Annotated in this window: 16 protein-coding genes, 9 tRNA genes and 2 rRNA genes; 2 read left to right on the forward strand and 25 right to left on the reverse strand. The window is 47.4% G+C overall.

From position 1 onward, the window contains the following. Window positions 1-9: 9 nt before the first annotated feature. The 5 genes from recJ to M1D71_RS22825 all read right to left on the reverse strand — a co-directional run bounded on the left by recJ (window position 10) and on the right by M1D71_RS22825 (window position 5,971). A complete protein-coding gene (gene recJ / locus M1D71_RS22805; protein WP_458123808.1) occupies window positions 10-2,418 on the reverse strand; it encodes a single-stranded-DNA-specific exonuclease RecJ in 2,409 nt (802 codons plus the stop codon). 40 nt (window positions 2,419-2,458) lie between these two features. Further along, the gene (locus tag M1D71_RS22810; protein ID WP_458123809.1) at window positions 2,459-3,418 is read right to left on the reverse strand and encodes a cation diffusion facilitator family transporter; all 960 of its coding nucleotides are present in this window, start codon (window positions 3,416-3,418) and stop codon (window positions 2,459-2,461) included. Window positions 3,419-3,491: 73 nt separating this feature from the next. Further along, window positions 3,492-4,400 carry a protein translocase subunit SecF gene (gene secF / locus M1D71_RS22815; protein WP_458123810.1) on the reverse strand — a complete coding sequence of 303 codons (909 nt, stop codon included), beginning with the start codon at window positions 4,398-4,400 and terminating at the stop codon, window positions 3,492-3,494. Beyond that, window positions 4,390-5,640, reverse strand: a complete 1,251-nt coding sequence (secD, locus tag M1D71_RS22820; protein ID WP_458123811.1) for a protein translocase subunit SecD — start codon at window positions 5,638-5,640, stop codon at window positions 4,390-4,392. Before secD ends, secF begins: the two co-directional genes overlap by 11 nt. Window positions 5,641-5,731: 91 nt before the next feature. Continuing rightward, window positions 5,732-5,971: a post-transcriptional regulator gene (locus M1D71_RS22825; RefSeq protein ID WP_036617497.1), complete on the reverse strand. Its 240-nt coding sequence runs from the start codon at window positions 5,969-5,971 to the stop codon at window positions 5,732-5,734. A 228-nt stretch (window positions 5,972-6,199) separates the two neighbouring features. Between M1D71_RS22825 and spoVB the strand changes: the two genes are divergently transcribed. Further along, the gene (spoVB, locus tag M1D71_RS22830) at window positions 6,200-7,822 is read left to right on the forward strand and encodes a stage V sporulation protein B (RefSeq protein WP_458123812.1); all 1,623 of its coding nucleotides are present in this window, start codon (window positions 6,200-6,202) and stop codon (window positions 7,820-7,822) included. Between the two features lie 2 nt (window positions 7,823-7,824). Here spoVB and M1D71_RS22835 read toward each other — a convergent pair whose 3' ends face one another. After that, window positions 7,825-8,538: a YetF domain-containing protein gene (locus M1D71_RS22835; protein ID WP_458127331.1), complete on the reverse strand. Its 714-nt coding sequence runs from the start codon at window positions 8,536-8,538 to the stop codon at window positions 7,825-7,827. 227 nt (window positions 8,539-8,765) lie between these two features. On the opposite strand from M1D71_RS22835, the gene M1D71_RS22840 reads away from it, so the two are divergent. Continuing rightward, complete coding sequence (locus tag M1D71_RS22840; RefSeq protein ID WP_017686772.1) at window positions 8,766-9,158, forward strand: TIGR04086 family membrane protein; 393 nt, start codon at window positions 8,766-8,768, stop codon at window positions 9,156-9,158. Window positions 9,159-9,281: 123 nt separating this feature from the next. On the opposite strand, the gene yajC is transcribed toward M1D71_RS22840, so the two are convergent. The 19 genes from yajC to M1D71_RS22935 form a co-directional block, all read right to left on the reverse strand. Beyond that, on the reverse strand, window positions 9,282-9,596 hold the full coding sequence (gene yajC / locus M1D71_RS22845; protein ID WP_458123813.1) for a preprotein translocase subunit YajC: 315 nt from the start codon (window positions 9,594-9,596) through the stop codon (window positions 9,282-9,284). A 67-nt stretch (window positions 9,597-9,663) separates the two neighbouring features. Continuing rightward, complete coding sequence (gene tgt, locus M1D71_RS22850; RefSeq protein ID WP_036616872.1) at window positions 9,664-10,800, reverse strand: tRNA guanosine(34) transglycosylase Tgt; 1,137 nt, start codon at window positions 10,798-10,800, stop codon at window positions 9,664-9,666. A gap of 35 nt (window positions 10,801-10,835) precedes the next feature. After that, entirely contained in the window at window positions 10,836-11,864 is a 1,029-nt protein-coding gene (gene queA, locus M1D71_RS22855) for a tRNA preQ1(34) S-adenosylmethionine ribosyltransferase-isomerase QueA (RefSeq protein WP_458123814.1), read from the reverse strand. 7 nt (window positions 11,865-11,871) lie between these two features. After that, a complete protein-coding gene (locus tag M1D71_RS22860; protein ID WP_458123815.1) occupies window positions 11,872-13,974 on the reverse strand; it encodes a SpoIID/LytB domain-containing protein in 2,103 nt (700 codons plus the stop codon). 72 nt (window positions 13,975-14,046) lie between these two features. Then, window positions 14,047-15,057: a Holliday junction branch migration DNA helicase RuvB gene (ruvB, locus tag M1D71_RS22865; RefSeq protein ID WP_458123816.1), complete on the reverse strand. Its 1,011-nt coding sequence runs from the start codon at window positions 15,055-15,057 to the stop codon at window positions 14,047-14,049. Window positions 15,058-15,112: 55 nt separating this feature from the next. Next, a complete protein-coding gene (ruvA, locus tag M1D71_RS22870; RefSeq protein ID WP_036616866.1) occupies window positions 15,113-15,727 on the reverse strand; it encodes a Holliday junction branch migration protein RuvA in 615 nt (204 codons plus the stop codon). Continuing rightward, window positions 15,724-16,227 carry a crossover junction endodeoxyribonuclease RuvC gene (gene ruvC, locus M1D71_RS22875; RefSeq protein ID WP_017686765.1) on the reverse strand — a complete coding sequence of 168 codons (504 nt, stop codon included), beginning with the start codon at window positions 16,225-16,227 and terminating at the stop codon, window positions 15,724-15,726. Before ruvC ends, ruvA begins: the two co-directional genes overlap by 4 nt. 228 nt (window positions 16,228-16,455) lie before the next feature. Further along, a complete protein-coding gene (locus M1D71_RS22880; protein ID WP_458123817.1) occupies window positions 16,456-17,148 on the reverse strand; it encodes a BofC C-terminal domain-containing protein in 693 nt (230 codons plus the stop codon). Window positions 17,149-17,349: 201 nt separating this feature from the next. Further along, a tRNA-Pro gene (locus M1D71_RS22885) sits at window positions 17,350-17,423 on the reverse strand. A gap of 7 nt (window positions 17,424-17,430) precedes the next feature. After that, a tRNA-Leu gene (locus tag M1D71_RS22890) sits at window positions 17,431-17,509 on the reverse strand. A 16-nt stretch (window positions 17,510-17,525) separates the two neighbouring features. After that, window positions 17,526-17,602 (reverse strand) — tRNA-Arg (locus M1D71_RS22895). Between the two features lie 6 nt (window positions 17,603-17,608). Further along, a tRNA-Gly gene (locus M1D71_RS22900) sits at window positions 17,609-17,683 on the reverse strand. Between the two features lie 24 nt (window positions 17,684-17,707). Further along, window positions 17,708-17,785: transfer RNA gene (locus tag M1D71_RS22905), tRNA-Asp, on the reverse strand. 27 nt (window positions 17,786-17,812) lie between these two features. Beyond that, a tRNA-Met gene (locus tag M1D71_RS22910) sits at window positions 17,813-17,886 on the reverse strand. Between the two features lie 21 nt (window positions 17,887-17,907). Next, window positions 17,908-17,983, reverse strand: a tRNA-Val gene (locus tag M1D71_RS22915). Between the two features lie 7 nt (window positions 17,984-17,990). Beyond that, a tRNA-Glu gene (locus tag M1D71_RS22920) sits at window positions 17,991-18,062 on the reverse strand. Window positions 18,063-18,066: 4 nt separating this feature from the next. Next, window positions 18,067-18,142 (reverse strand) — tRNA-Asn (locus M1D71_RS22925). Window positions 18,143-18,226: 84 nt separating this feature from the next. Beyond that, window positions 18,227-18,343: ribosomal RNA gene (gene rrf / locus M1D71_RS22930) — 5S ribosomal RNA — on the reverse strand. A gap of 81 nt (window positions 18,344-18,424) precedes the next feature. Next, window positions 18,425-21,351: ribosomal RNA gene (locus M1D71_RS22935) — 23S ribosomal RNA — on the reverse strand. Between the last annotated feature and the right edge of the window lie 275 nt (window positions 21,352-21,626).

A 21,626-nucleotide genomic window follows, 5' to 3' on the forward strand; every position in this document is an offset into this window, starting at 1 on the left:
AACTTCCATCTAAGATACGCCCTTCATCCGGGATATCATCCATTGTGTCAGTTGCGGCGTGGATGCATCCAGCATCACCTGTTCTGTCTCGGCCATGCTTTCGAGCGCCTGATAATGACGCGAAGCGGTTAGTTCACGCTTAGGCGGGTTATCCACAAACGCAATTTTGCCGTTATCACGGGTAATGAAGGATAACTCTTCGAATACATCCAACATCATCGTAATCATGCGCGGCGAACAACCACACTGACGACTGAGCACAGGAGTAATCTCTTGTTCCTCCACGGGTTCAGCTTTCCATTTCAACACCTGCATATAAATACGCTTGAAGAGTTCTCTGGAAGGCATCTGAAGGCGATCTCGGCGGTTGCCTGATCCGTGCAGAAGGATGATATTCTCTGCTCCACTGAACAAAGCCAGCATGGCATCAAGTTGTTCCGGGGTTTCCGGCGTATCAAACACAAATAACGTCCGGACTTGTTCCTGTCCATAATGCTGTGCAGCAGCATTACACGGAAATAACCCGACCTTTCTATCATATACCCAAAGGCAAGGTTCATACAATGAATTTCCCTCGGAAACATTGGTTTCTTTCCGAACAATAGCACCTATAGAACCTGATTTGTATCGCAGATGCACCTCTAATGAGCTCAAGAACTGTTTCATCGCATTCAACGGCTCGGTATTGCCACGCAAATCAAACACCTGGACCTGAGGAACATGAATGTCCTGAAGCATCAATTGAGGTTTTCTCATCCCATTCCATTCATTGATGGACAGTTCTCCCATCACATCAATTACGGTACCTGGGAGAAGAAACTCTGCCAAAGCTCCCTTGCCAAATGCGACAGTTTCCAGTTGCTGACCATCCTGTTCAAGTACCAGTTTCAGATGGCGTTTCTCTCGTCCCATCGTTCTGGTTTCCTTCACAGTCACGCTTCTCAACACAAACCGTGGCGAAGGATTGCTCATCCCGAAAGGCTGCAATCTGTCGATCTCCTGGATCACTTTCAGCGGAACATCACTAATTCTGCATTCATCATCCGCAAGACGCTGAGGTACAAAATCCTCTTCGGTCAACACGGTTGCAGCAAACTCATTCAAGCCCGCCTCAAGTTCTTCCAGTTGATCCCGATGCAATGTCATACCTGCTGCAGCCGGATGCCCTCCGTAATGGTCCATCGTGTGTTTATTGACTGTGAGTGCCTCATAGATATCCAAGCCCTCAATGGAGCGCGCAGAGCCTTTGCAGACGCCACTCTCGGGATCAATCCCAAGAATAAGTGTAGGTCTGTAATAGCGGTCCAGCAATTTGGAAGCCACAATACCAACCACTCCGACATTCCAGCCCTCACCAGCCAATACGATCACATCTGGAACTGATCCTGAACGAAGCTCTATCTTTTGTTCCAACTGTGCCGTTGCTTCTTGTAATATGCCCTCTACAACTTGCTGCCGCTCCCGATTCAATAGATCAAGCTGACCGGCAAGCGTATGAGCTTCATCCAGACTCTCGGTTGTGAGCAGCGACACCGCCCGCCCCGCATGATCCAAACGTCCACTGGCATTAATACGTGGTGCCATGGCGAAGGCAATATTAATCGAAGTCACCTGACTCTGGTCCACACCACTAATTTCAAGCAATGCACTTACACCGGGGAGACGTGAACCACGCATAGATTCTATCCCATAACTGACGATAACCCGATTTTCACCTTCCAAAGGCATCAGATCGGCAACCGTGCCGATAGCAGCAATTTCCATCCATTCACCGGGCACTTCCCCGATCAATGCCTGAGCCAGCTTTAAGGCTACCCCCGCACCTGCCAAACCTTTAAAAGGATACGGACATCCCGGAAGTTTCGGATTAATAAGAGTATAAGCTTCCGGTAAAATTTCAGGCGGCTCGTGGTGGTCTGTCACAATGACTTCGATGCCGAGCGTTGCCGCATAGGCAATCTGTTCAACAGCACTGATTCCGGTATCCACGGTAATAATCAATGAAACGCCTTGCTGATGGGCCCAATCCAACGCATGGTTGTGCAACCCATACCCTTCATTCGAGCGATGAGGGATATATATATCATACGAGGCCCCAAGATGACGCATCAGGTGGATCATCAGCGATGTACTGGATACGCCATCGGCGTCATAATCACCATAGATTAAAATATGTTCTTCCCGCTCCAAAGCCAGCTTGATTCGAGGTACAGCTTCATTCATGCCGAGTAGCAGATACGGATCATGCATCTGATTCAGATCAGGATGCAAAAAACGTTCTGCCTCCTTCTCATTGTGCACTCCTCGACTCACAAGCAAACGTCCCACAAGGGGTGAAACGGAAAGCGCCTGCGAGAGTCCCGCAGCCGCCTCCATATCGATATTTGGTGTATTCCACCGGTATTGCGAATAAAGCAATGATAACGCTCCTTTCCTGATCTACTGGACCCGCGCTTCACTACTGAATTAATGTCGCTTCGTGATCGGGCAGTTCATGATTGGATTTATAAGGATAGCCTGGATCATAAGGTATCGCTTGAATCTGTACTTCTTTCACATGACTAAAACGGGTTAGCAGTAGTGTCTTCGCCCGATTAGCAATCTCCTGTGCTTCCAGTATTGAAATCCTCGGATTCACACTAATGACCAGCTCAATCGTAACGTCATGTTCCTGTTCCCGTGCAACCAAGTGCTCAATGGTAATGATGCCATATACCCGCTGTACGGTCTCTTTGAAATCTGACGCTTCTTCCTGCTCCAGTTCCTGAACGAGTGAACCATAGACTGTGTCCACAATCATTCTGTAACCCTTGTGGAGCACAAAACAGGAAGCAATCAACGCAGCCGTGGGGTCTAGGTAGAGCAGCATGCTCAGACCCGTCTCTTCTCCCGTCATCGAACCGATAATACCGATTAATACGGTGAGCGAGCAATAAAGTGCGCGGCGATGTTGCTGTGCATATGCCAGCGCCTGAGACTGGTTTCGTTTACGGAAATATCTGTACTGAAATTGAAAAATCGCTTCCTTCACAGCCAGAGCTGCTACAGCCACCAAAAGCACCGACTTCCCTGGCGCTTCAGGCTCACTTCCGGACAGACTACCCAATGCGGAGATGGCAAGCTGCAAGCCGCCCATAAGGATCAACACAGATAACAATACTGAGAGTCCCGGTCTAGCAACACGTGAATGTTCTTTAAACCGTTCCCTGCGTGCCTTGCTCTTATGGCGTACAGACTTGGAGGGAAAGAGACCAGCCAGGGCAGAACCAGCTTCAGAAGCAGAATACAAGCCGTCTGCGAGCAACGATTTGCTGTTTGCCATATAACCGACCCCAGCCTTGATCACCGCAAGTCCCATATTACCAGCAATACCGCTCCATGTGGCAGCTTGAGCAGATGGGATATGTTCTCTGGTCATGAATATTCCCCCTTAATTCTGTACATAAAGTTGCAAAACCGCGCCTGGCAGACGCGGCTTCACAATAAAGTGTTTAGTTGGATGTTTTGGCTTCAACTTTAGGTTTAGTGACTTGTTTAGATTTAAGTGTAAACCATAGTGGAGCTGCAATATAGATTGAAGAATATGCGCCGAAAAATGTCCCGATGACCATCGCAAGCGAGAACATGCGAATGGATTCACCACCAAAAATAAACAAACAAAGTGATGCAGCAAACACCGTAAACGTTGTATTCAGTGAACGGGTCATCGTCTGAGACAAGCTGTGATTAACTATTGCACGCAAGTCTGCTTTAGAAGACTTTTTGGCAAAACGCAGATTCTCACGAATTCGGTCAAAGATAACAATCGTATCGTTGATGGAGAATCCGACAATAGTAAGTACAGCAGTAATAAAGGTCAGATTCACTTCGAGACGGAAGAGAGAGAATACACTTATCACGACAAAAGCATCATGGAATATGGAAACGACCGCGGCTAAAGCGAAGCGCCATTCAAATCGAATCGCTACATAGATCATGATCCCGATACTCGCAATAAGAACGGCATAGATGGCGTTACGCTCAAGTTCCTTTGCCATCTCTGGATCAACCGTATTTACTTCGTAAGAGGCAGCCGGATCTAATTTGGTAAATTCCTGCTTGAACTTACTTTCTTGATTCTCATCCAGTTCTTTGGAGAAGCGAACATTCACTCTGTCTGAACCCGGAGTAATCGTAACGTCACCCTCGTTCACACCGATATCCTTGACAATCGGATTAATCTGCTCAGCAGTAATCGACTTGGATACACTGATATCTACATTGGAGCCTGCGCGGAAATCAACCGCATAATTCAATCCCAGAGACAAGAGACTAATAATACCCGCAATTGTCAGGATGATGGAAAACGTATAGGCAATCTTACTACCTTTAACATAATCAAAATTCCAATTAAAGCGCACGAATTTCACTCTCCTTCACTCCGAAGTACTTAGGCTTCTTCAACACGTTACCCCGTACGAGCAGGGTCAACAGGAAGCGGGAGAAGAAAATATTCGTGATAATACTGGTGACAATGTCAAAGATCAGCACGAGTGCAAACCCTTTAACCGCACCTGTTCCCAAGAAGAACATAACCGAAGCAGCAATAATGGTAGTGACATTAGAATCAATGATCGTACGGAAGGAATGTTTACCACCTGCTTTAACCGAAGACAAGATCGACTTGCCACTACGCATCTCTTCCTTAATCCGTTCGTAGGTGATGATATTGGCATCTACGGCCATTCCTATACCCAAGATAAATGCTGCTATCCCTGGAAGGGTAAGTACGAACTCTCCCATATAGAAGATCGCAAGTACCAGCCATGTATGTGCGATCAAGGCGAAACTCGCAATAATACCTGGAATACGATAGAGCCCAATCATGAAGATTAGGATGATAACGGAGCCAATCAATCCAGCTTTAATCGTCTGATCCAGAGAAAGCTTACCCAGTGTTGCCCCAACACTTTGTGAGTATTTCTCTGTAAGTTTCAGTGGCAATGCACCCAGGTTAATGGTGTCACGAAGCTGGTTTGCTTCGTCACGTGTGTAAGCACCCGAAATCTGAGCGGAACCATCTGTCAACTGTTGTCTAACGGTTGGAGCAGAGAGCAACTCATCGTCCAAATAAATAGCGAGAGGTTGTCCGATCAAACGTTTGGTAATCTCGGAAAATTTGGCTTTGTCTTTTACTTGAATGTCAATCATAGGCTCATTCAATTGAGTGAACACAACTTTGGCTGCATTCTCAACAAATTCATTTCCGCGAAGCTCAATTTTCGTGTATTCGCCTTCCTTGTCATTCTCAGCTTTACTACGGAAGGTCAAAACGGCTGGTTCTTTCATTTTGGCTCTAACTTCAGCCTCGTCCGTAACTCCTGCCAACTTCAAACGAATCCGGTTGCTTCCTTCAGTAGTTACCTCCGGTTCGCTTGTTCCGAGCGCATTGGCGCGGCTTTCAAGACTCTTGGCCGTTTGCACCAGTGATGCTTTGGTGACTTGTTGTCCCTCATCGAGCGGCTCTGCTTCATATAAGATCTCGTAGCCTCCCTTTAAATCAAGGCCCAAGCGTATATTTTTGAGCAGCTCCGGGCTTGTTCCCACCATTACCCCTGTGGTGACAAGCACGACCAGAATGAAACTGATAATTCTTTTCATGCCGTTCCTAGATCCCCTTTCGTTCTCAATATTCCTATTATAGCGATGCCGTAAAAAGCAGTCAATTTTCAACAAAAAAGATCCCTTTCGTCTAGAAAGAGGACCCCCGGTATGCAGACACGGTCATAAAGTTCATAAAGCTTGTTGCTTTCAGTGACAAAATGTCGTTCACCAGCTGGTGAAGCGGTGGAATGCCCTGTTTTTCATATTTATGACTGACGCAATTCCAGACATCTTTGCTGGTGACATATTCGTAACCGACAAGCCTTAATTCCTCCGCCTTGCTACGGCAGAGCATCTCTATTGACTGTTCCAACTCCACATCATTCATTTCTTCCAACGGGGAGCCTCCCTTCGTACATCCAAGCCTTTATAACGGCATCAATATTACAACATTCGACTTCGCCCAATCATATTCCTTCTTGCTGGTTATGGTTCTTTTTGTTAATCGTGTCCAAGTTGTCATGAGAAGATAAAGGACTGGCATAGGATGAAGAACAACGGCTTTGTCCCGTTTATGATGATAACCTGTACTTTCAACCGGGAAAGAGGGGTAGTCTTGAAGAAACAGACATTTATCCAGGGGGCCATGATCCTGCTCGCGGCAGGCATAATTAATCGAATACTTGGTTTCATCCCGCGCATAGCGCTGCCACGAGTCATCGGTGCAGAAGGTGTTGGCATCTACCAATTGAGCTATCCTTTTTTTATCGTACTGGTGACATTAATTACAGGTGGTATTCCGCTCGCCGTAGCCAAGCTCGTAGCCGAAGCTGACACCGGTGCCAATCGTTATTCCCCCCAGCGTATCCTGCAAATAAGCTTAAGCTTCACACTGACGCTTGGCGTAGTATTCATGTTTTTGTGCATTATATTTGCCCCATGGGTGACCAAGTACGTGCTCACTGATGAGCGGGTGTATCATACATTCGTTAGTATGAGTCCCATGATTGCCATTATCGCCGTATCTGCCGTTTACAGAGGTTACTTCCAAGGCAAACAAAACATGATGCCTACTGCCATTTCATCCATTGTCGAAACCATCATTCGCATCGTCTGTGTCATTTGGTTTGCCTGGCTTCTTCTCCCCCACGGTATTGCCCAGGCTGCTGCTGGTGCCATGCTCGGTGCACTCGTCGGAGAATTCGGCGGTATGCTTGTCTTATTGTGGAAGTACAGCAGACAGAAGAAAGAGTTACCGCTTGCCAAGCATCAGAACATGTCCAATCTCTCAGCCAAGCCTATAACCACAGTAACGCCTGTTATAAAAGATACGGGTGCTCCGCAGACCGGACTCATTCGGCGTTTGCTTGCGATCTCCATTCCCGTTACAGCAGGTCGTTTGGTTGGCTCCCTCTCCTACCTGGCTGAAACCATCGTTACTGCCCAGAGTCTTGCTCTGGCAGGCATATCCAAAGGACTCGCCACAGCACAGTATGGTGCACTACAAGGCATGATTATCCCTTTGCTACTGCTGCCAGGCGCACTAACCTCATCGCTTGCGACATCACTCGTGCCTTCACTGTCCGAAGCTTCTGCTCAGGGAGATCGCGCACTGATTCACAAAAGAATGCATCAGGCGTTACGCTTGGCACTTGTGACAGGTGCTCCGTTTTCTGTATTTATGTATGTGCTTGCCGAACCGATGTGTCTTGTTCTGTATAATGATGCATCGATCGGAAGCATGCTGAAGCTAATGGCTCCTTTTGCTTTGTTCATTTATATTCAAGCTCCTCTTCAAGCTGCGTTACAAGCCCTTGACCGTCCAGGGAAAGCACTGCTAAATACATTTATCGGTGCTGTTATCAAAGTCACGTTAATTTTAACGCTCGCTTCCCGGCCCGAGTATGGCATCTTCGGTGCGGTTATCTCTATCTGTGTGAATTCTACTGTGGTTACGCTATTACATATCCAAAGCGTTCGTAAACTACTACAGTTCCGCTTCAAGATCATGGATTGGGTCAAAACGGGTGCTGGCATGTTTATTATGGGAGCAGCGACCCTGCTTGTGTACGAAGAGACGGTCATGATATTGCCTTTCTGGGTGCGAATGCTTCTCGCGCCTTTAGTCGGACTTATCGTTTATTTCATTGTTATGGGCTGGACCAAAATGATTGACTTTCATGATCTGTCCCGTGCTCCTTTTATAGGTTCGTGGTTCAAACGTCGGTCAGGCAAATGACTTCATTTTTTATCACCTTTTGGACTTACATACACTTTGCCATTGTGGTCGATAGAGCATATAAATACATCTTTAAATTCCAGAATTCCATTCTGTTGAATCTCATTTTTTAGCCAAAATCTTGTTTTCTGGATGAGTTCCAGATTCTGATCCTGAACTTTACCGTCCATAATCAGAGGCAGTGGCAGACCTTCATATTTGATATTTGGAAATCCGTCGATTTCATTTTTCCCTGCTTTGGATTTACTGGAAGAAGACCCTTCTGAGTCAGAGTTCGAAGAACTGCTGCCATTAGAAGCAGTCTGATCTTTTGGAAAGACGGTCAGCTTACCTGTGGTCTCCAATATTGCGAAATCAACCTCACCTATACTATCTACATTCTGTTCACGGAGCTGTAACAACAGATCATCCAGGTTATATCGCTGTTTACGCATCACATCCCGATGAAGAACGCCTTTGGAGATCAATACGGTAGGTTTGCCATCAATCATTAAGCGAAGCCCCCGACTTTTAAGACCTGCATAAGCCATCCCAATCTGCACTAAAATGACAGTCAGCATGGGTACAATGCCATGAAAAAGTGGTTTATCGATATCTTCTATGACAAAAGCTCCCATCTCAGCGAGCATAATCGACACGACCAGATCAAACATAGATAGTTTACCGATCTCGCGTTTACCCATAACCCGAATAGCACAATACACAAGAAAGTACATGAGAATGGTTCGAAAGATATGTGATCCGACATCTGGGAAGTTCACAACAGGGGTCCTCCTTCGAAACTGAGTTTTTTACAGTTAGTTGTAGTGCAATCCCTATTTTGACCTGAACCTTACATGCTCATGCAGAAATAATCCGTTCATTTAATGGAAATTCAGTTCATAAGTCCGAAGGCTTGACCATACACTGTATTAACTTATAACTCGTACAAGGGGGTTGCTTCATGCAATTGATCCGCCGCTTGGTTTCGTTTCGAGTGTCCAATCCGATTCTGTCAGGCCTCTGTCAGGCTTTTGTATGGATGTTTATCGGAGCATTAATTCTCTCCTTGTTTCTGTGGATGAGCGGAATGCGGGAACAGGACCTCTCGCTCTATACCTATGTTGTTCATGGCTTGTCGTTATTGGTCGGTGGTTTTGTGGCAGGCAAACGCTCTGGTGAAAAAGGATGGTACTACGGAGGGATTACCGGAATCGTATATGGACTCCTTGTGCTGTTGATCGGATTTCTCGCACTGGATGCTTCGTTTAATTGGAAAGATAGTTTGCAACTGCTCAGTGCCTTCTTCATTTCAGCTCTTGGTGGCATGTTCGGCGTTAACACGCATCGTTCCTAATTCACTGGTGAAGTACATCGACCTTCCCTCATAAAAACAAAAAGAGAACCGATCTCCAAGGAGACTGGTTCTCTACTAGGGAATACGCCACAAACGCACCCTCGTTATTCTATGTTACAGTAACTATTCAACAGCCGTGTCACGAGCTACAGCCGTACTGATTGCATTACGGTCAAACGTAAGCTTAGTTACATCGTTTACACGCAATACAACCACATCGTCCGTAATCTCAGCGATCGTGCCGTGAAGGCCACCAATCGTTACAATTTTATCGCCTTTTTTCAATTGGCTCAGCATGGAATTCCGTTGCTTTTGCTTTTTGTTCTGTGGACGAATCATCAAGAAGTAGAAAATCGCAACCATGAGTACCAAAGGTACGATCAAAGATACAATTCCACCGCCTGCTCCCGTTGCTGTTAAAGACATTCCCTGAAACATTCAAACTCCCCCTTATCGACTATACATACAGATATTGCTTGTTACGAAGGTTTCCTTAAAGCCTCAATCAGAAACCTTTGTCATTGTCATGAAGACCATATTGATCGAAAAATTCATCCCGGAAATCAAGCAAACGATCTTCCATAATGGCTTTACGTACATTACGCATCAAATTCTGCAAGAAATGAAGATTATGGATCGTCGTCAAACGCAGGCCAAATGTTTCATCTGCTTTGATCAAATGACGCAGGTAAGCTCTGGAATAGTTGCGACAAGTATAGCAATCACATTCAGGGTCAAGTGGCCCAAAATCAGTTGCAAACTTGGCATTGCGAACTACCAGTCGTCCCTGGCTGGTCATCGTTGTTCCGTTACGGGCAATACGAGTAGGCAGAACACAATCGAACATGTCCACTCCACGAATTGATCCCTCAATCAACGCATCGGGCGAACCTACCCCCATCAAATAACGTGGTTTATTGGACGGCAACAAAGGTAATGTGTAATCCAATACACCATACATCAAATGTTTCGGTTCTCCAACACTCAGTCCACCAATAGCATACCCCGGGAAATCCATGGAAGTCAAATCTGCGGCGCTCTGACGGCGAAGATCTTCATGCATGCCTCCCTGTACGATGGCAAACAGACCTTGGTCATGTGGACGAGCGTGACTTTCGAGACAACGTTCTGCCCAGCGGCTCGTTCTTTCGAGTGATTTTTTTACATATTCATATTCAGCCGGATACGGTGGGCATTCATCGAAAGCCATCATAATATCGGAGCCAAGTGCATTCTGGATTTCCATTGCCACCTCAGGAGAAAGGAACTTCTTGTCTCCATTCAGATGGGAGCGGAAGTTAACGCCTTCTTCTGTAATTTTGCGCATCTCACTAAGAGAAAATACTTGGAATCCGCCGCTGTCCGTCAGAATTGGACGATCCCAGTTCATGAATTTGTGCAATCCGCCAGCTTCACGAATGATTTCATGTCCTGGTCTGAGAAACAGGTGATAGGTATTACTCAAAATAATCTGAGCATCCATTTCTTTTAACTCTTCAGGGCTCATTGTTTTGACGGTCGCCTGTGTACCTACAGGCATAAAGGTCGGTGTCTCAATAATACCGTGAGGTGTATGCACACGCCCCAGACGTGCACCGGATTGTTTACAAGTTTTGATATGTTCATACGTAATTGCTGCCATTGGTTTTAATCATCCTCTAAAAGTTAATCGTTATATTAATATATCAACATAGCATCGCCGAAGCTGAAGAAACGGTATTGTTCTTGGATGGCTTCCTCATATGCCTGCATTATATGTTTCCTGCCTGCAAGTGCACTAACCAACATAACCAACGTGGATTTCGGAAGATGAAAATTCGTAAGCATCCCATCGATCACTTTAAAGGAATAGCCTGGATAGATGAAAATGCTCGTCCATCCGCTGCTTGCTTGCAGTAATCCATCTTCAAATTTACTGCCTACCGTTTCCAAAGTACGGCAGCTCGTTGTACCCACCGCAAAAACACGGTGTCCATTCTCTTTGGTCCGGTTAATCAGGTCTGCTGTTTCTTGTGACAAGGAGTAATACTCCTCATGCATGACATGATCTTCTACGACGTCGACCGACATCGGTCTGAACGTTCCCAGTCCTACATGAAGCGTAATGAAGGCCACATTAACACCTTTGGCACGAATCTGATCCAACAATTCATCCGTAAAATGCAGTCCCGCTGTAGGTGCAGCCGCCGATCCTTCATGCTTGGCATATACAGTCTGATACCTTTCGCGGTCATCCAAGGTCTCTTTGATATAAGGTGGCAACGGCATCTCGCCCAGACGGTCCAGTATCTCCTGGAAGATCCCATCATACGTAAACGTAAGTGTACGGGCTCCCATTTCGCCCTCTTCATTAATGATTGCCTTCAGTTCATCACCGAATACGATGACCGAACCGGCCTTCAGCTTCTTCCCTGGCTTAACCAGAGCTTCCCACGTGTCGCCTTCGACATTTTTAAGCAATAATACTTCAGCTTTTGCTCCGGTATCTTCTTTTGTACCGAACAGACGGGCTGGCAGAACACGTGTATCATTCAGAATCAGTGTATCGCCAGACTCCAGAAAGTCGATTATATCAGGAAACGTTTGATGATTAATCTCACCACTATCTTTGTTCAAGGTAAGCAACCGGGATGCCGTGCGATCAAGCAACGGCGTCTGTGCAATCAATTGCTCTGGTAATTCAAAATCATATAAGTTCACATTCATTTTAGTTTCATTCCTTAACAATAGTCGCATTTTGATAATAGTGTTTCAATATTGCCTGGTAATCATACCCTTCATCTGCCATGCCTTTGGCTCCCCATTGGGACAAGCCCAATCCGTGGCCATTGCCCTGACCGATGAACATGTAGGTCTGACCCTGCGTTACCGCTCTCGCTTGACCATCACCACTCATAACCACAAGTGCATTACCGGATGATGTTCCTGTGCCTGAGGAAGACAGTACAGAGGCACCTTTTGAGCCGGTTTTACTGGCTGTTTTGCCGTCAGCGCCTAATACAGTATAACTTCCGGTCCCTGCAATATCAAATAAAGTGCTCGGTAATCCACCGAGCGCAGAGCGGTATGTATCGGCATATTTCACCGTCATAGCTTGTCCGTTGGCAGTAACTTCAAGTGCTCTTCCGGAAGGTCCACGCTTGGTTACTTCCAAAGTTGAGATTGACGCAGGAACAGATGCTGTCGTTTTACCCTGAAGGGACTTAACCAACTGGGCAGACGTGAAAGGTCCTCTCACCCAAGCATAGTCATTGGATTGAGCGACTTTTGCCAGTACAACGGCTTCGTTGCCTGGATTCATTTTAGCTACAGGTTCAACAGTGGATTGAATTAACGGAATGGGACGCACATTGGTATTCTGAGCCGTTACCGTCACTTTCGCCAGTCCCGCCTCGGTCTTGGTCGTTAATTCTTTGATGTTATCCTCACGAATATACCCGCTAACACCTGAATTGAGCAGCACATGGTACCACGTATGTAATCCTGCCTGGGCTGATGTATCTCCTGAGCTAACCACATTGGTGAACACACCTGCTCCGCCGTTCCATACCTCAGAAGGATGAGCTGTCTGGCCCCCCGCATTGGAGGAGAACACCGCTTCGACGATTTTACCACCGCTCTTGACCACTTCTCCAGCCGTTGCATCCACTGCGCTGGATACTTTATCATTCTCCGAACCAATCCCGTTATAGGCCTGGCTAAGTGTTGTATCCACCACATTGGCAATTTTAAAGCGTTCACCCTGTTGAAGGGCGTAAGATCGAGCAGCTACGGCTTGAACTTTCAGAGCCTCAGCAGGCCAAGAGGAATACACCTCTGCGCCTACGACCGAGTAAAGGTATTGCTCTAGCGGAACAACATTGACCAACGCCAGGTCACCGCTCAAGATGCTGATTTCCATATCTCCACGATACGTTCGTTGGGATCGTTCCACGACTTTGATACCATTTCCATTTCCTTGTACCAATGCTTTGGATTCACTACCTGCAATCGTGTAATGCGGAGCTGTTTTGAGTGCATCCGTACTTAATCCTGCATCCTGACGGATGATTAGCCCTGCACTATTGTTGACAGGTGTAAGGCTTACCCCCGGAGCTTTGGCTTCTACACTGTTCTTCAATGTGGATAATTCCGCATCCGTTGAAGCTTCACCAACCCATACCGAATATGCTTGACTTCCCCCATTCAATTGAAGGACTGGATAAGCATTGACTCCTGTTGCCAAAAGGTTGCCTTGTGCTGCCTCTGCTTCCTGAATCGAACCATAGGTTCCAGCAGACAGGCGCTTACTTCCTGTTACAGCTGGCTTCTGACCCGCCAATTGAGCTGCTGCTACCTTTTGTACCCGTGTAACAGCTTGTCCAGCCAGTGCCTCTGTTGCATAGTTGCCCGTATAGAGCTGGTAGATGGCATTACCATTCAGAGAGGTTGTGAACAACAACGGCTTATCCGCGGTTGCCTGCAACAACTTTGCCGCTGCAGATGCTGCCTTAAAGTCCGATGTTTCCAACACCTTCACTCGGAATCCATCAGCACTGAAACGGACTTGCCCTGTCGGAAGGCTTAAATTAGCGCCACTCTCTGATTGGATACTCCATTGTCCCGTCGATTCAAGCGTAATGAGCGGTGTAGTTGATTTATACGTACTGCCCAAATTCGCAAACATGGCTACCCGGATCGTCTGTCCATCATTTCCTGCTGCATAAGCAGGTACTTGTAGACAACCTACTGTCAAAAGAGCTGCCGCCAGTACCTTCAATCGACGACTCCACTTCTTCGTTCGTATTGCTTTTCCCACAATCAGACTCCTCTCCATGCATTTCTTTCATTTTATATCAGGTTAACACGTAATTATTTCAATGGTGTGGTGAATATTCAACTGGCTCGATTATTTCCCGTCTCTTGGTGGAACAGGCAGACCCAAGTGATGATAGGCGAGATCTGTCACGATCCTGCCCCTTGGTGTACGTTGAATCATTCCAATCTGAAGCAGATACGGTTCATAGACATCCTCGATGGTCTGACTTTCTTCCCCGATCGTAGCAGCAATTGTATCCAGACCTACAGGGCCTCCTCGAAAACTATTGATCATCGATTTGAGCATCTTATGATCAATATCATCCAGCCCACGCGGATCAATCTGGAGACGTTGCAGCGCTTCTTCTGCCAGTGTCTGCGTAATAATCCCATCACCACGCACCTGTGCAAAGTCCCGTACTCGTTTTAGCAAACGGTTCGCGATCCTCGGTGTCCCACGCGAGCGCAATGCAATCTCTTCCGCAGCATCGCCGATGATCTCCACACCCAAAATTTCAGTTGAGCGTGAGACGATATAGGCCAGCTCATCAACCGTGTAGAATTCCAAGCGACTGATAACACCAAATCGGTCTCGAAGTGGAGCAGACAGCAAGCCAGCACGCGTTGTAGCCCCAATTAGAGTGAATGGTGGCAGATCCAGCCGAACGGAACGTGCACTTGGACCTTTACCAATCATAATATCCAATGCGGAATCTTCCATAGCCGGGTACATGACTTCTTCAACCGTACGATGCAAACGATGAATCTCATCAATAAACAGGACATCGCCTTCCTGCAGATTGGTTAACAATGCTGCAAGATCACCCGGGCGTTCAATGGCTGGACCTGATGTAGTTCGTAAGTTAACGCCCAATTCGTTGGCAATAATATTGGCAAGTGTTGTTTTACCAAGTCCAGGTGGTCCATATAACAAAACGTGATCCAATGCCTCATTACGAAATTTGGCAGCTTCAATATATATCTTTAAATTCTCCTTCACCTGATTCTGCCCGATATATTCATTCAGATACCGGGGACGAAGGCTCAACTCAACATTTTGGTCCTCCATCATCAGGTTCGCGGAAATAATCCGATCATCCATGTTCATCCCTACCTTTTTTTGCAGGCTACAGCTATATTATAATATGCAAATTGTCTTATCCCGTAAACAGCATTTGCAGCGCCTTTTTCATCAACACATCAACGGAATCCGCTGTAGTAACATCCTTTTTCAATTTGAGCCATACTTTATCAAGCTCACTGTCAGTATACCCAAGTGCCTTGAGACCTTCACGTGCCTCATCCCAGGCTGAACCACTTCCCGACTCTTCCGATGGAGGAGCAAACAAACCTGTTGCATATGCTGCCGCACCAAAGCTGTCCAGCTTATCCTTGAGATCGAGGATCATGCGTTGTGCAGTCTTCTTGCCGATGCCTGGCAATTTGGTCAAGAACGTAAGATTCTCCTGGTAAATCGCCGTAACCACATGTTCTGGTGTACCTCCAGCGAGTATGCCCAGTGCCACTTTTGGACCGATACCAGATACTTCAATCAATTTACGGAACAAACGCTGTTCATCCCGTGTAACAAATCCAAACAGCAACATCGCATCCTCACGCACATGATGGTGAGTATACACCGTAATTTCGCCTTCTTGCTTCGCAAACGCAAATGGATTCGGACAGAATACGCGATACCCCACACCATGAACATCCAGCACAATATAATCATTCTCTACATGAATGAACTGTCCTCTTAGAAAATCAATCATTTTCGCAATACCTCATTCAACTTGGAATTTAATGTATAAGAGTGCGCGTGGCACACGGCCACAGCCAGTGCATCCGCTACGTCATCCGGTTTAGGAACGACCTGAAGACGCAAGAACATTTTGACCATCTCCTGTACTTGCTTCTTCTCCGCTTTACCGTACCCAACAACGGCCTGCTTGATCTGCATTGGCGTATACTCTGCAATAGGCAAACCCTTCTGCGCGGCAGCGAGCACCATGACGCCTCTAGCCTGACTGACAGACATCGCTGTTGTAACGTTCCGGTTGAAAAAAAGTTTCTCCAGCGCTACTGCGTCCGGTTTGTATTTATCAATTAATTGCACCATACCTTCATATACGTGAAGCAACCGCTCCTCTTCAGGGGTATGAGCTTCCGTCTGAATACATCCATATTGTACGGGTACCACCTTACTGCCGATTTTATCCACAAAACCAAAACCAACAATCGCAATCCCCGGGTCAATTCCCAAAAAACGCAAAACCATCTCTCCCTCACAAAAGCGAACATATGTATCGTTCATTTCATTATAACAAAAGATAGACCCTGCGGCAGGAAAAACTTTGTCTAACTGATTACTCGCCTTTATTCATGAATTTTTTACATGTTATTTCGAATTTTCATGTATTATAGTTCAAACGACAAAAAGGACATCTCTTCGATGTCCTTAAACACACCACGTATTTTGTTGAGTGTTGTCTGATACTCGTTACCCGCCATTTCGGATTAAATGATGATCTTCATCCACTGCATAGTCACTGAACGTAGAGATCACGCTGTCATATTCGTCTTTATCCTGGATCCGAATACCCTGCTGCAATTGCTCCAGTACTCCTTCAGGCAAAGAACTCTCCAACGTCCCAACATCTAACTGAAAGAACGTACGAATGACCTTCTCTTCTGCTGGCTTACCCTCGTACAAATTAAGATTACCTACGGCATCTATACTTATATACGCTTGCTGTCTACAGAGCAGTGAAAGGTCATCTACACGTTGTTTTAAATGTAGCTCGTCTGATGTTCCAACGGTAGCAACCCATTCCGGATGTTGAACCAGCAGCATCTTCAACTGTGGTCTAGCCATTTTCCCTAACTGCTCGGTCTCCACTCCACAGATGTACTGCGTTTCCAAAACCACACTTGTTAAATGATCCGGATCAGAATCAAGTTGCTCCATGAGTACTTGGATTTCCTGTTCAGATCTTGTTTCCTGTGTAACAGGTCCCATCACAGTGGTTGCTTCACTAAAATTAGTCGTCAGTAATCGCTCAATCGTAGATGAGATAGGCAAACCGCTGTAAGCCAGTATCGTTACTGCAAGCAAAGCCGTAGTCATCCATAGTGTTCGTTTCCAGCGTCGCCAACGTCTCTTGAATTGTTTCCTGAAGTTAAACGTGTTCACATGAACCCCTTCTATCACTTTTTAAACCTATTGTGACCTAAAAAACGAGGCTTTATGCAAAACTAACCTGTCGTCTGAAGGGGAACCCTGGATATGTTATTTTAGAGAGCTTGTCATGATAGTAAATAACTTGCAATATCGCGATTTATAAAAGTGAATATAAAAAAGTACTATCTATAATAAGATAGTACTTTTTCGAGATCGGGATGACACGATTTGAACATGCGACCCCCTGGTCCCAAACCAGGTGCTCTACCAAGCTGAGCTACATCCCGTTATATATACCGGCGAGAGGACTCGAACCTCCACGGTTTCCCACTCGATTTTGAGTCGAGCGCGTCTGCCATTCCGCCACGCCGGCAAATTTGAAGTTATAATGGCGCGCCCTGAGAGATTCGAACTCCCGGCCTTTTGATTCGTAGTCAAACGCTCTATCCAGCTGAGCTAAGGGCGCAAATATTGGAGCGGAAGACGGGAATCGAACCCGCGACCCTCGCCTTGGCAAGGCGATGCTCTACCGCTGAGCCACTTCCGCATACGGTATTAATAAATATAAAAATGGCGGAACCGACGGGATTCGAACCCGCGATCTCCTGCGTGACAGGCAGGCATGTTAGGCCAACTACACCACGGTTCCAGATCACTTTCTCAAAGGAAAGTATAATTGCGGGGGCAGGATTTGAACCTGCGGCCTTCGGGTTATGAGCCCGACGAGCTACCGGGCTGCTCCACCCCGCGTCGTTATAAAAATAAGTTATATGGTGGAGGCTGAGGGGATCGAACCCCCGACCCTCTGCTTGTAAGGCAGATGCTCTCCCAGCTGAGCTAAGCCTCCATCTATATGACCCGTAGGGGATTCGAACCCCTGTTACCTCCGTGAAAGGGAGGTGTCTTAACCCCTTGACCAACGGGCCTTACTGGCTCCCCGAACAGGGCTCGAACCTGTGACAACTCGATTAACAGTCGAGTGCTCTACCAACTGAGCTATCAGGGAATAATATGCATTTGCAGTGCAAATGCAACTCATCGTACAACGTCCACATGCAGAGCCTGTATTCTATGTATGATGAAAGAGTTCGCTTGGCGGCGTCCTACTCTCCCAGGACCCTGCGGTCCAAGTACCATCGGCGCTAGAGGGCTTAACGGTCGTGTTCGGGATGGGTACGTGTGGAACCCCTCCGCCATCGCCACCAAACGCATAGCATAGCTTACATTTCAGAGTTGTTGTTCTCTGAAAACTAGATTCGAAACGAAAGTTGCGATTTAAAACTTGCTATTGGATAAGCCCTCGACCGATTAGTACTGGTCAGCTCCATGCATTGCTGCACTTCCACCCCCAGCCTATCTACCTCGTCGTCTTCAAGGGGTCTTACATACTGGGAAATCTCATCTTGAGGGGGGCTTCACGCTTAGATGCTTTCAGCGTTTATCCCTTCCGTACATAGCTACCCAGCGGTGCTCCTGGCGGAACAACTGGTACACCAGCGGTACGTCCATCCCGGTCCTCTCGTACTAAGGACAGCTCCTCTCAAATTTCCTACGCCCACGACAGATAGGGACCGAACTGTCTCACGACGTTCTGAACCCAGCTCGCGTACCGCTTTAATGGGCGAACAGCCCAACCCTTGGGACCTACTTCAGCCCCAGGATGCGATGAGCCGACATCGAGGTGCCAAACCTCCCCGTCGATGTGGACTCTTGGGGGAGATAAGCCTGTTATCCCCAGGGTAGCTTTTATCCGTTGAGCGATGGCCCTTCCATGCGGTACCACCGGATCACTAAGCCCGACTTTCGTCCCTGCTCGACTTGTAGGTCTCGCAGTCAAGCTCCCTTATGCCTTTGCACTCTTCGAATGATTTCCAACCATTCTGAGGGAACCTTTGGGCGCCTCCGTTACTCTTTAGGAGGCGACCGCCCCAGTCAAACTGCCCACCTGACACTGTCCCCGCACCGGATTACGGTACCAGGTTAGAACCTAGATACGATCAGGGTGGTATCCCAACGTTGCCTCCACGCAAGCTGGCGCTCACGTTTCAAAGGCTCCCACCTATCCTGTACAGATCGTACCCAAATTCAATATCAAGCTGCAGTAAAGCTCCATGGGGTCTTTCCGTCTTGTCGCGGGTAACCTGCATCTTCACAGGTATTAAAATTTCACCGGATCTCTCGTTGAGACAGCGCCCAAGTCGTTACGCCATTCGTGCGGGTCAGAATTTACCTGACAAGGAATTTCGCTACCTTAGGACCGTTATAGTTACGGCCGCCGTTTACTGGGGCTTCGGTTCACAGCTTCGGGATTGCTCCCTAACCACTCCCCTTAACCTTCCAGCACCGGGCAGGCGTCAGCCCGTATACTTCGCCTTACGGCTTCGCACAGACCTGTGTTTTTGCTAAACAGTCGCTTGGGCCTTTTCACTGCGGCCCCCTCGTGCTATTCACACTACCGGGGCACCCCTTCTCCCGAAGTTACGGGGTCATTTTGCCGAGTTCCTTAACGAGAGTTCTTCCGCGCGCCTTAGAATACTCTTCTCGCCTACCTGTGTCGGTTTGCGGTACGGGCACCATCACCTGGCTAGAGGCTTTTCTTGGCAGTGTGAGATCATGACCTTCGCTACTGTAATTTTCACTCCCCATCACAGCTCAGCCTTACGATGTGCGGATTTGCCTACACATCAGCCTTACTGCTTAGACGGACATCCATCAGTCCGCGTCACTACCCTACTGCGTCCCCCCATTGCTCATAACGGCTTACGGTGGTACAGGAATTTCGACCTGTTGTCCTTCGACTACGCCTTTCGGCCTCGCCTTAGGTCCCGACTTACCCTGAGCGGACGAGCCTTCCTCAGGAACCCTTAGGCTTTCGGCGGATCAGATTCTCACTGATCTTTTCGTTACTCATACCGGCATTCTCACTTGTATAATGTCCAGCGCTCCTTACGGTACACCTTCAACCCTTATACAACGCTCCCCTACCCCTGATGCAAGCATCAAGCCATAGCTTCGGTGGTGTGTTTAGCCCCGTTACATTTTCGGCGCAGAGTCACTCGACCAGTGAGCTATTACGCACTCTTTAAATGATGGCTGCTTCTAAGCCAACATCCTGGTTGTCTGTGCAACTCCACATCCTTTCCCACTTAACACACACTTTGGGACCTTAGCTGATGGTCTGGGCTGTTTCCCTTTTGACAATGGATCTTAGCACTCACTGTCTGACTCCCGGAAGTAAGTCTATGGCATTCGGAGTTTGACTGAGCTTGGTAACCCTTGCGGGCCCCGCACCCAATCAGTGCTCTACCTCCACGACTCTGTTTTCCGAGGCTAGCCCTAAAGCTATTTCGGGGAGAACCAGCTATCTCCGAGTTCGATTGGAATTTCTCCGCTACCCCCACCTCATCCCCGCATTTTTCAACATGCGTGGGTTCGGGCCTCCAGTGCGTGTTACCGCACCTTCACCCTGGACAGGGGTAGATCACCCGGTTTCGGGTCTACGTCCACGTACTAATTCGCCCTATTCAGACTCGCTTTCGCTGCGGCTCCGGCTTTTCACCTTAACCTTGCACGGGAACGTAACTCGCCGGTTCATTCTACAAAAGGCACGCCATCACCCCTAAAACGGGCTCTGACTTTTTGTAAGCACACGGTTTCAGGTTCTATTTCACTCCCCTTCCGGGGTGCTTTTCACCTTTCCCTCACGGTACTGCTTCACTATCGGTCGCTAGGAAGTATTTAGCCTTGGCAGATGGTCCTGCCGGATTCATACGGGGTTTCACGTGCCCCGCACTACTCGGGATCCGTCTCGGAGGGAACAGACTTTCAATTACAGGGCTTTTACCTTCTTTGGCGGGCCTTTCCAGACCTCTTCGCTTAACCGGTTCCTTTGTAACTCCATGTGAGACGTCCCACAACCCCAAAGAGCAAGCTCTCTGGTTTGGGCTTCTCCGCGTTCGCTCGCCGCTACTGACGGAATCACTATTGTTTTCTCTTCCTCAGGGTACTTAGATGTTTCAGTTCCCCTGGTATGCCTCTACACAACCTATGTATTCAGTTGTGAGTAACTGGAAATTACCCCAGCTGGGTTTCCCCATTCGGACACCCCCGGATCAAAGCTTGCTTACAGCTCCCCGAGGCAGTTTCGTTGTTCGCCACGTCCTTCATCGGCTCCTAGCGCCTAGGCATCCTCCGTGTGCTCTTAGTAGCTTAACCATATTGATCCGGTTTTGACTGCTCGCTTCCCTTGTTTTGCTTTCGCAAAGCCAAAAGTCGCTCCCATTCAATACCATCGCAAAAGCAATTAACTACCGTTTTTATTGAAACTTGTTTACACAAGTTCAGCTAAAAAGGAATGTTCTAATTCGCATTTACTTTCGTTTCGATATCTAGTTTTCAAAGAACAAGCTCCATGCAAAAGCAAGCTGTTTTGAGAGTTTGAGCTCTCAAAACTGAGCAACGAGTGAGTGTTTTGCTCTTCATTTCATCCA

Source organism: Paenibacillus sp. Z3-2, assembly GCF_054161325.1.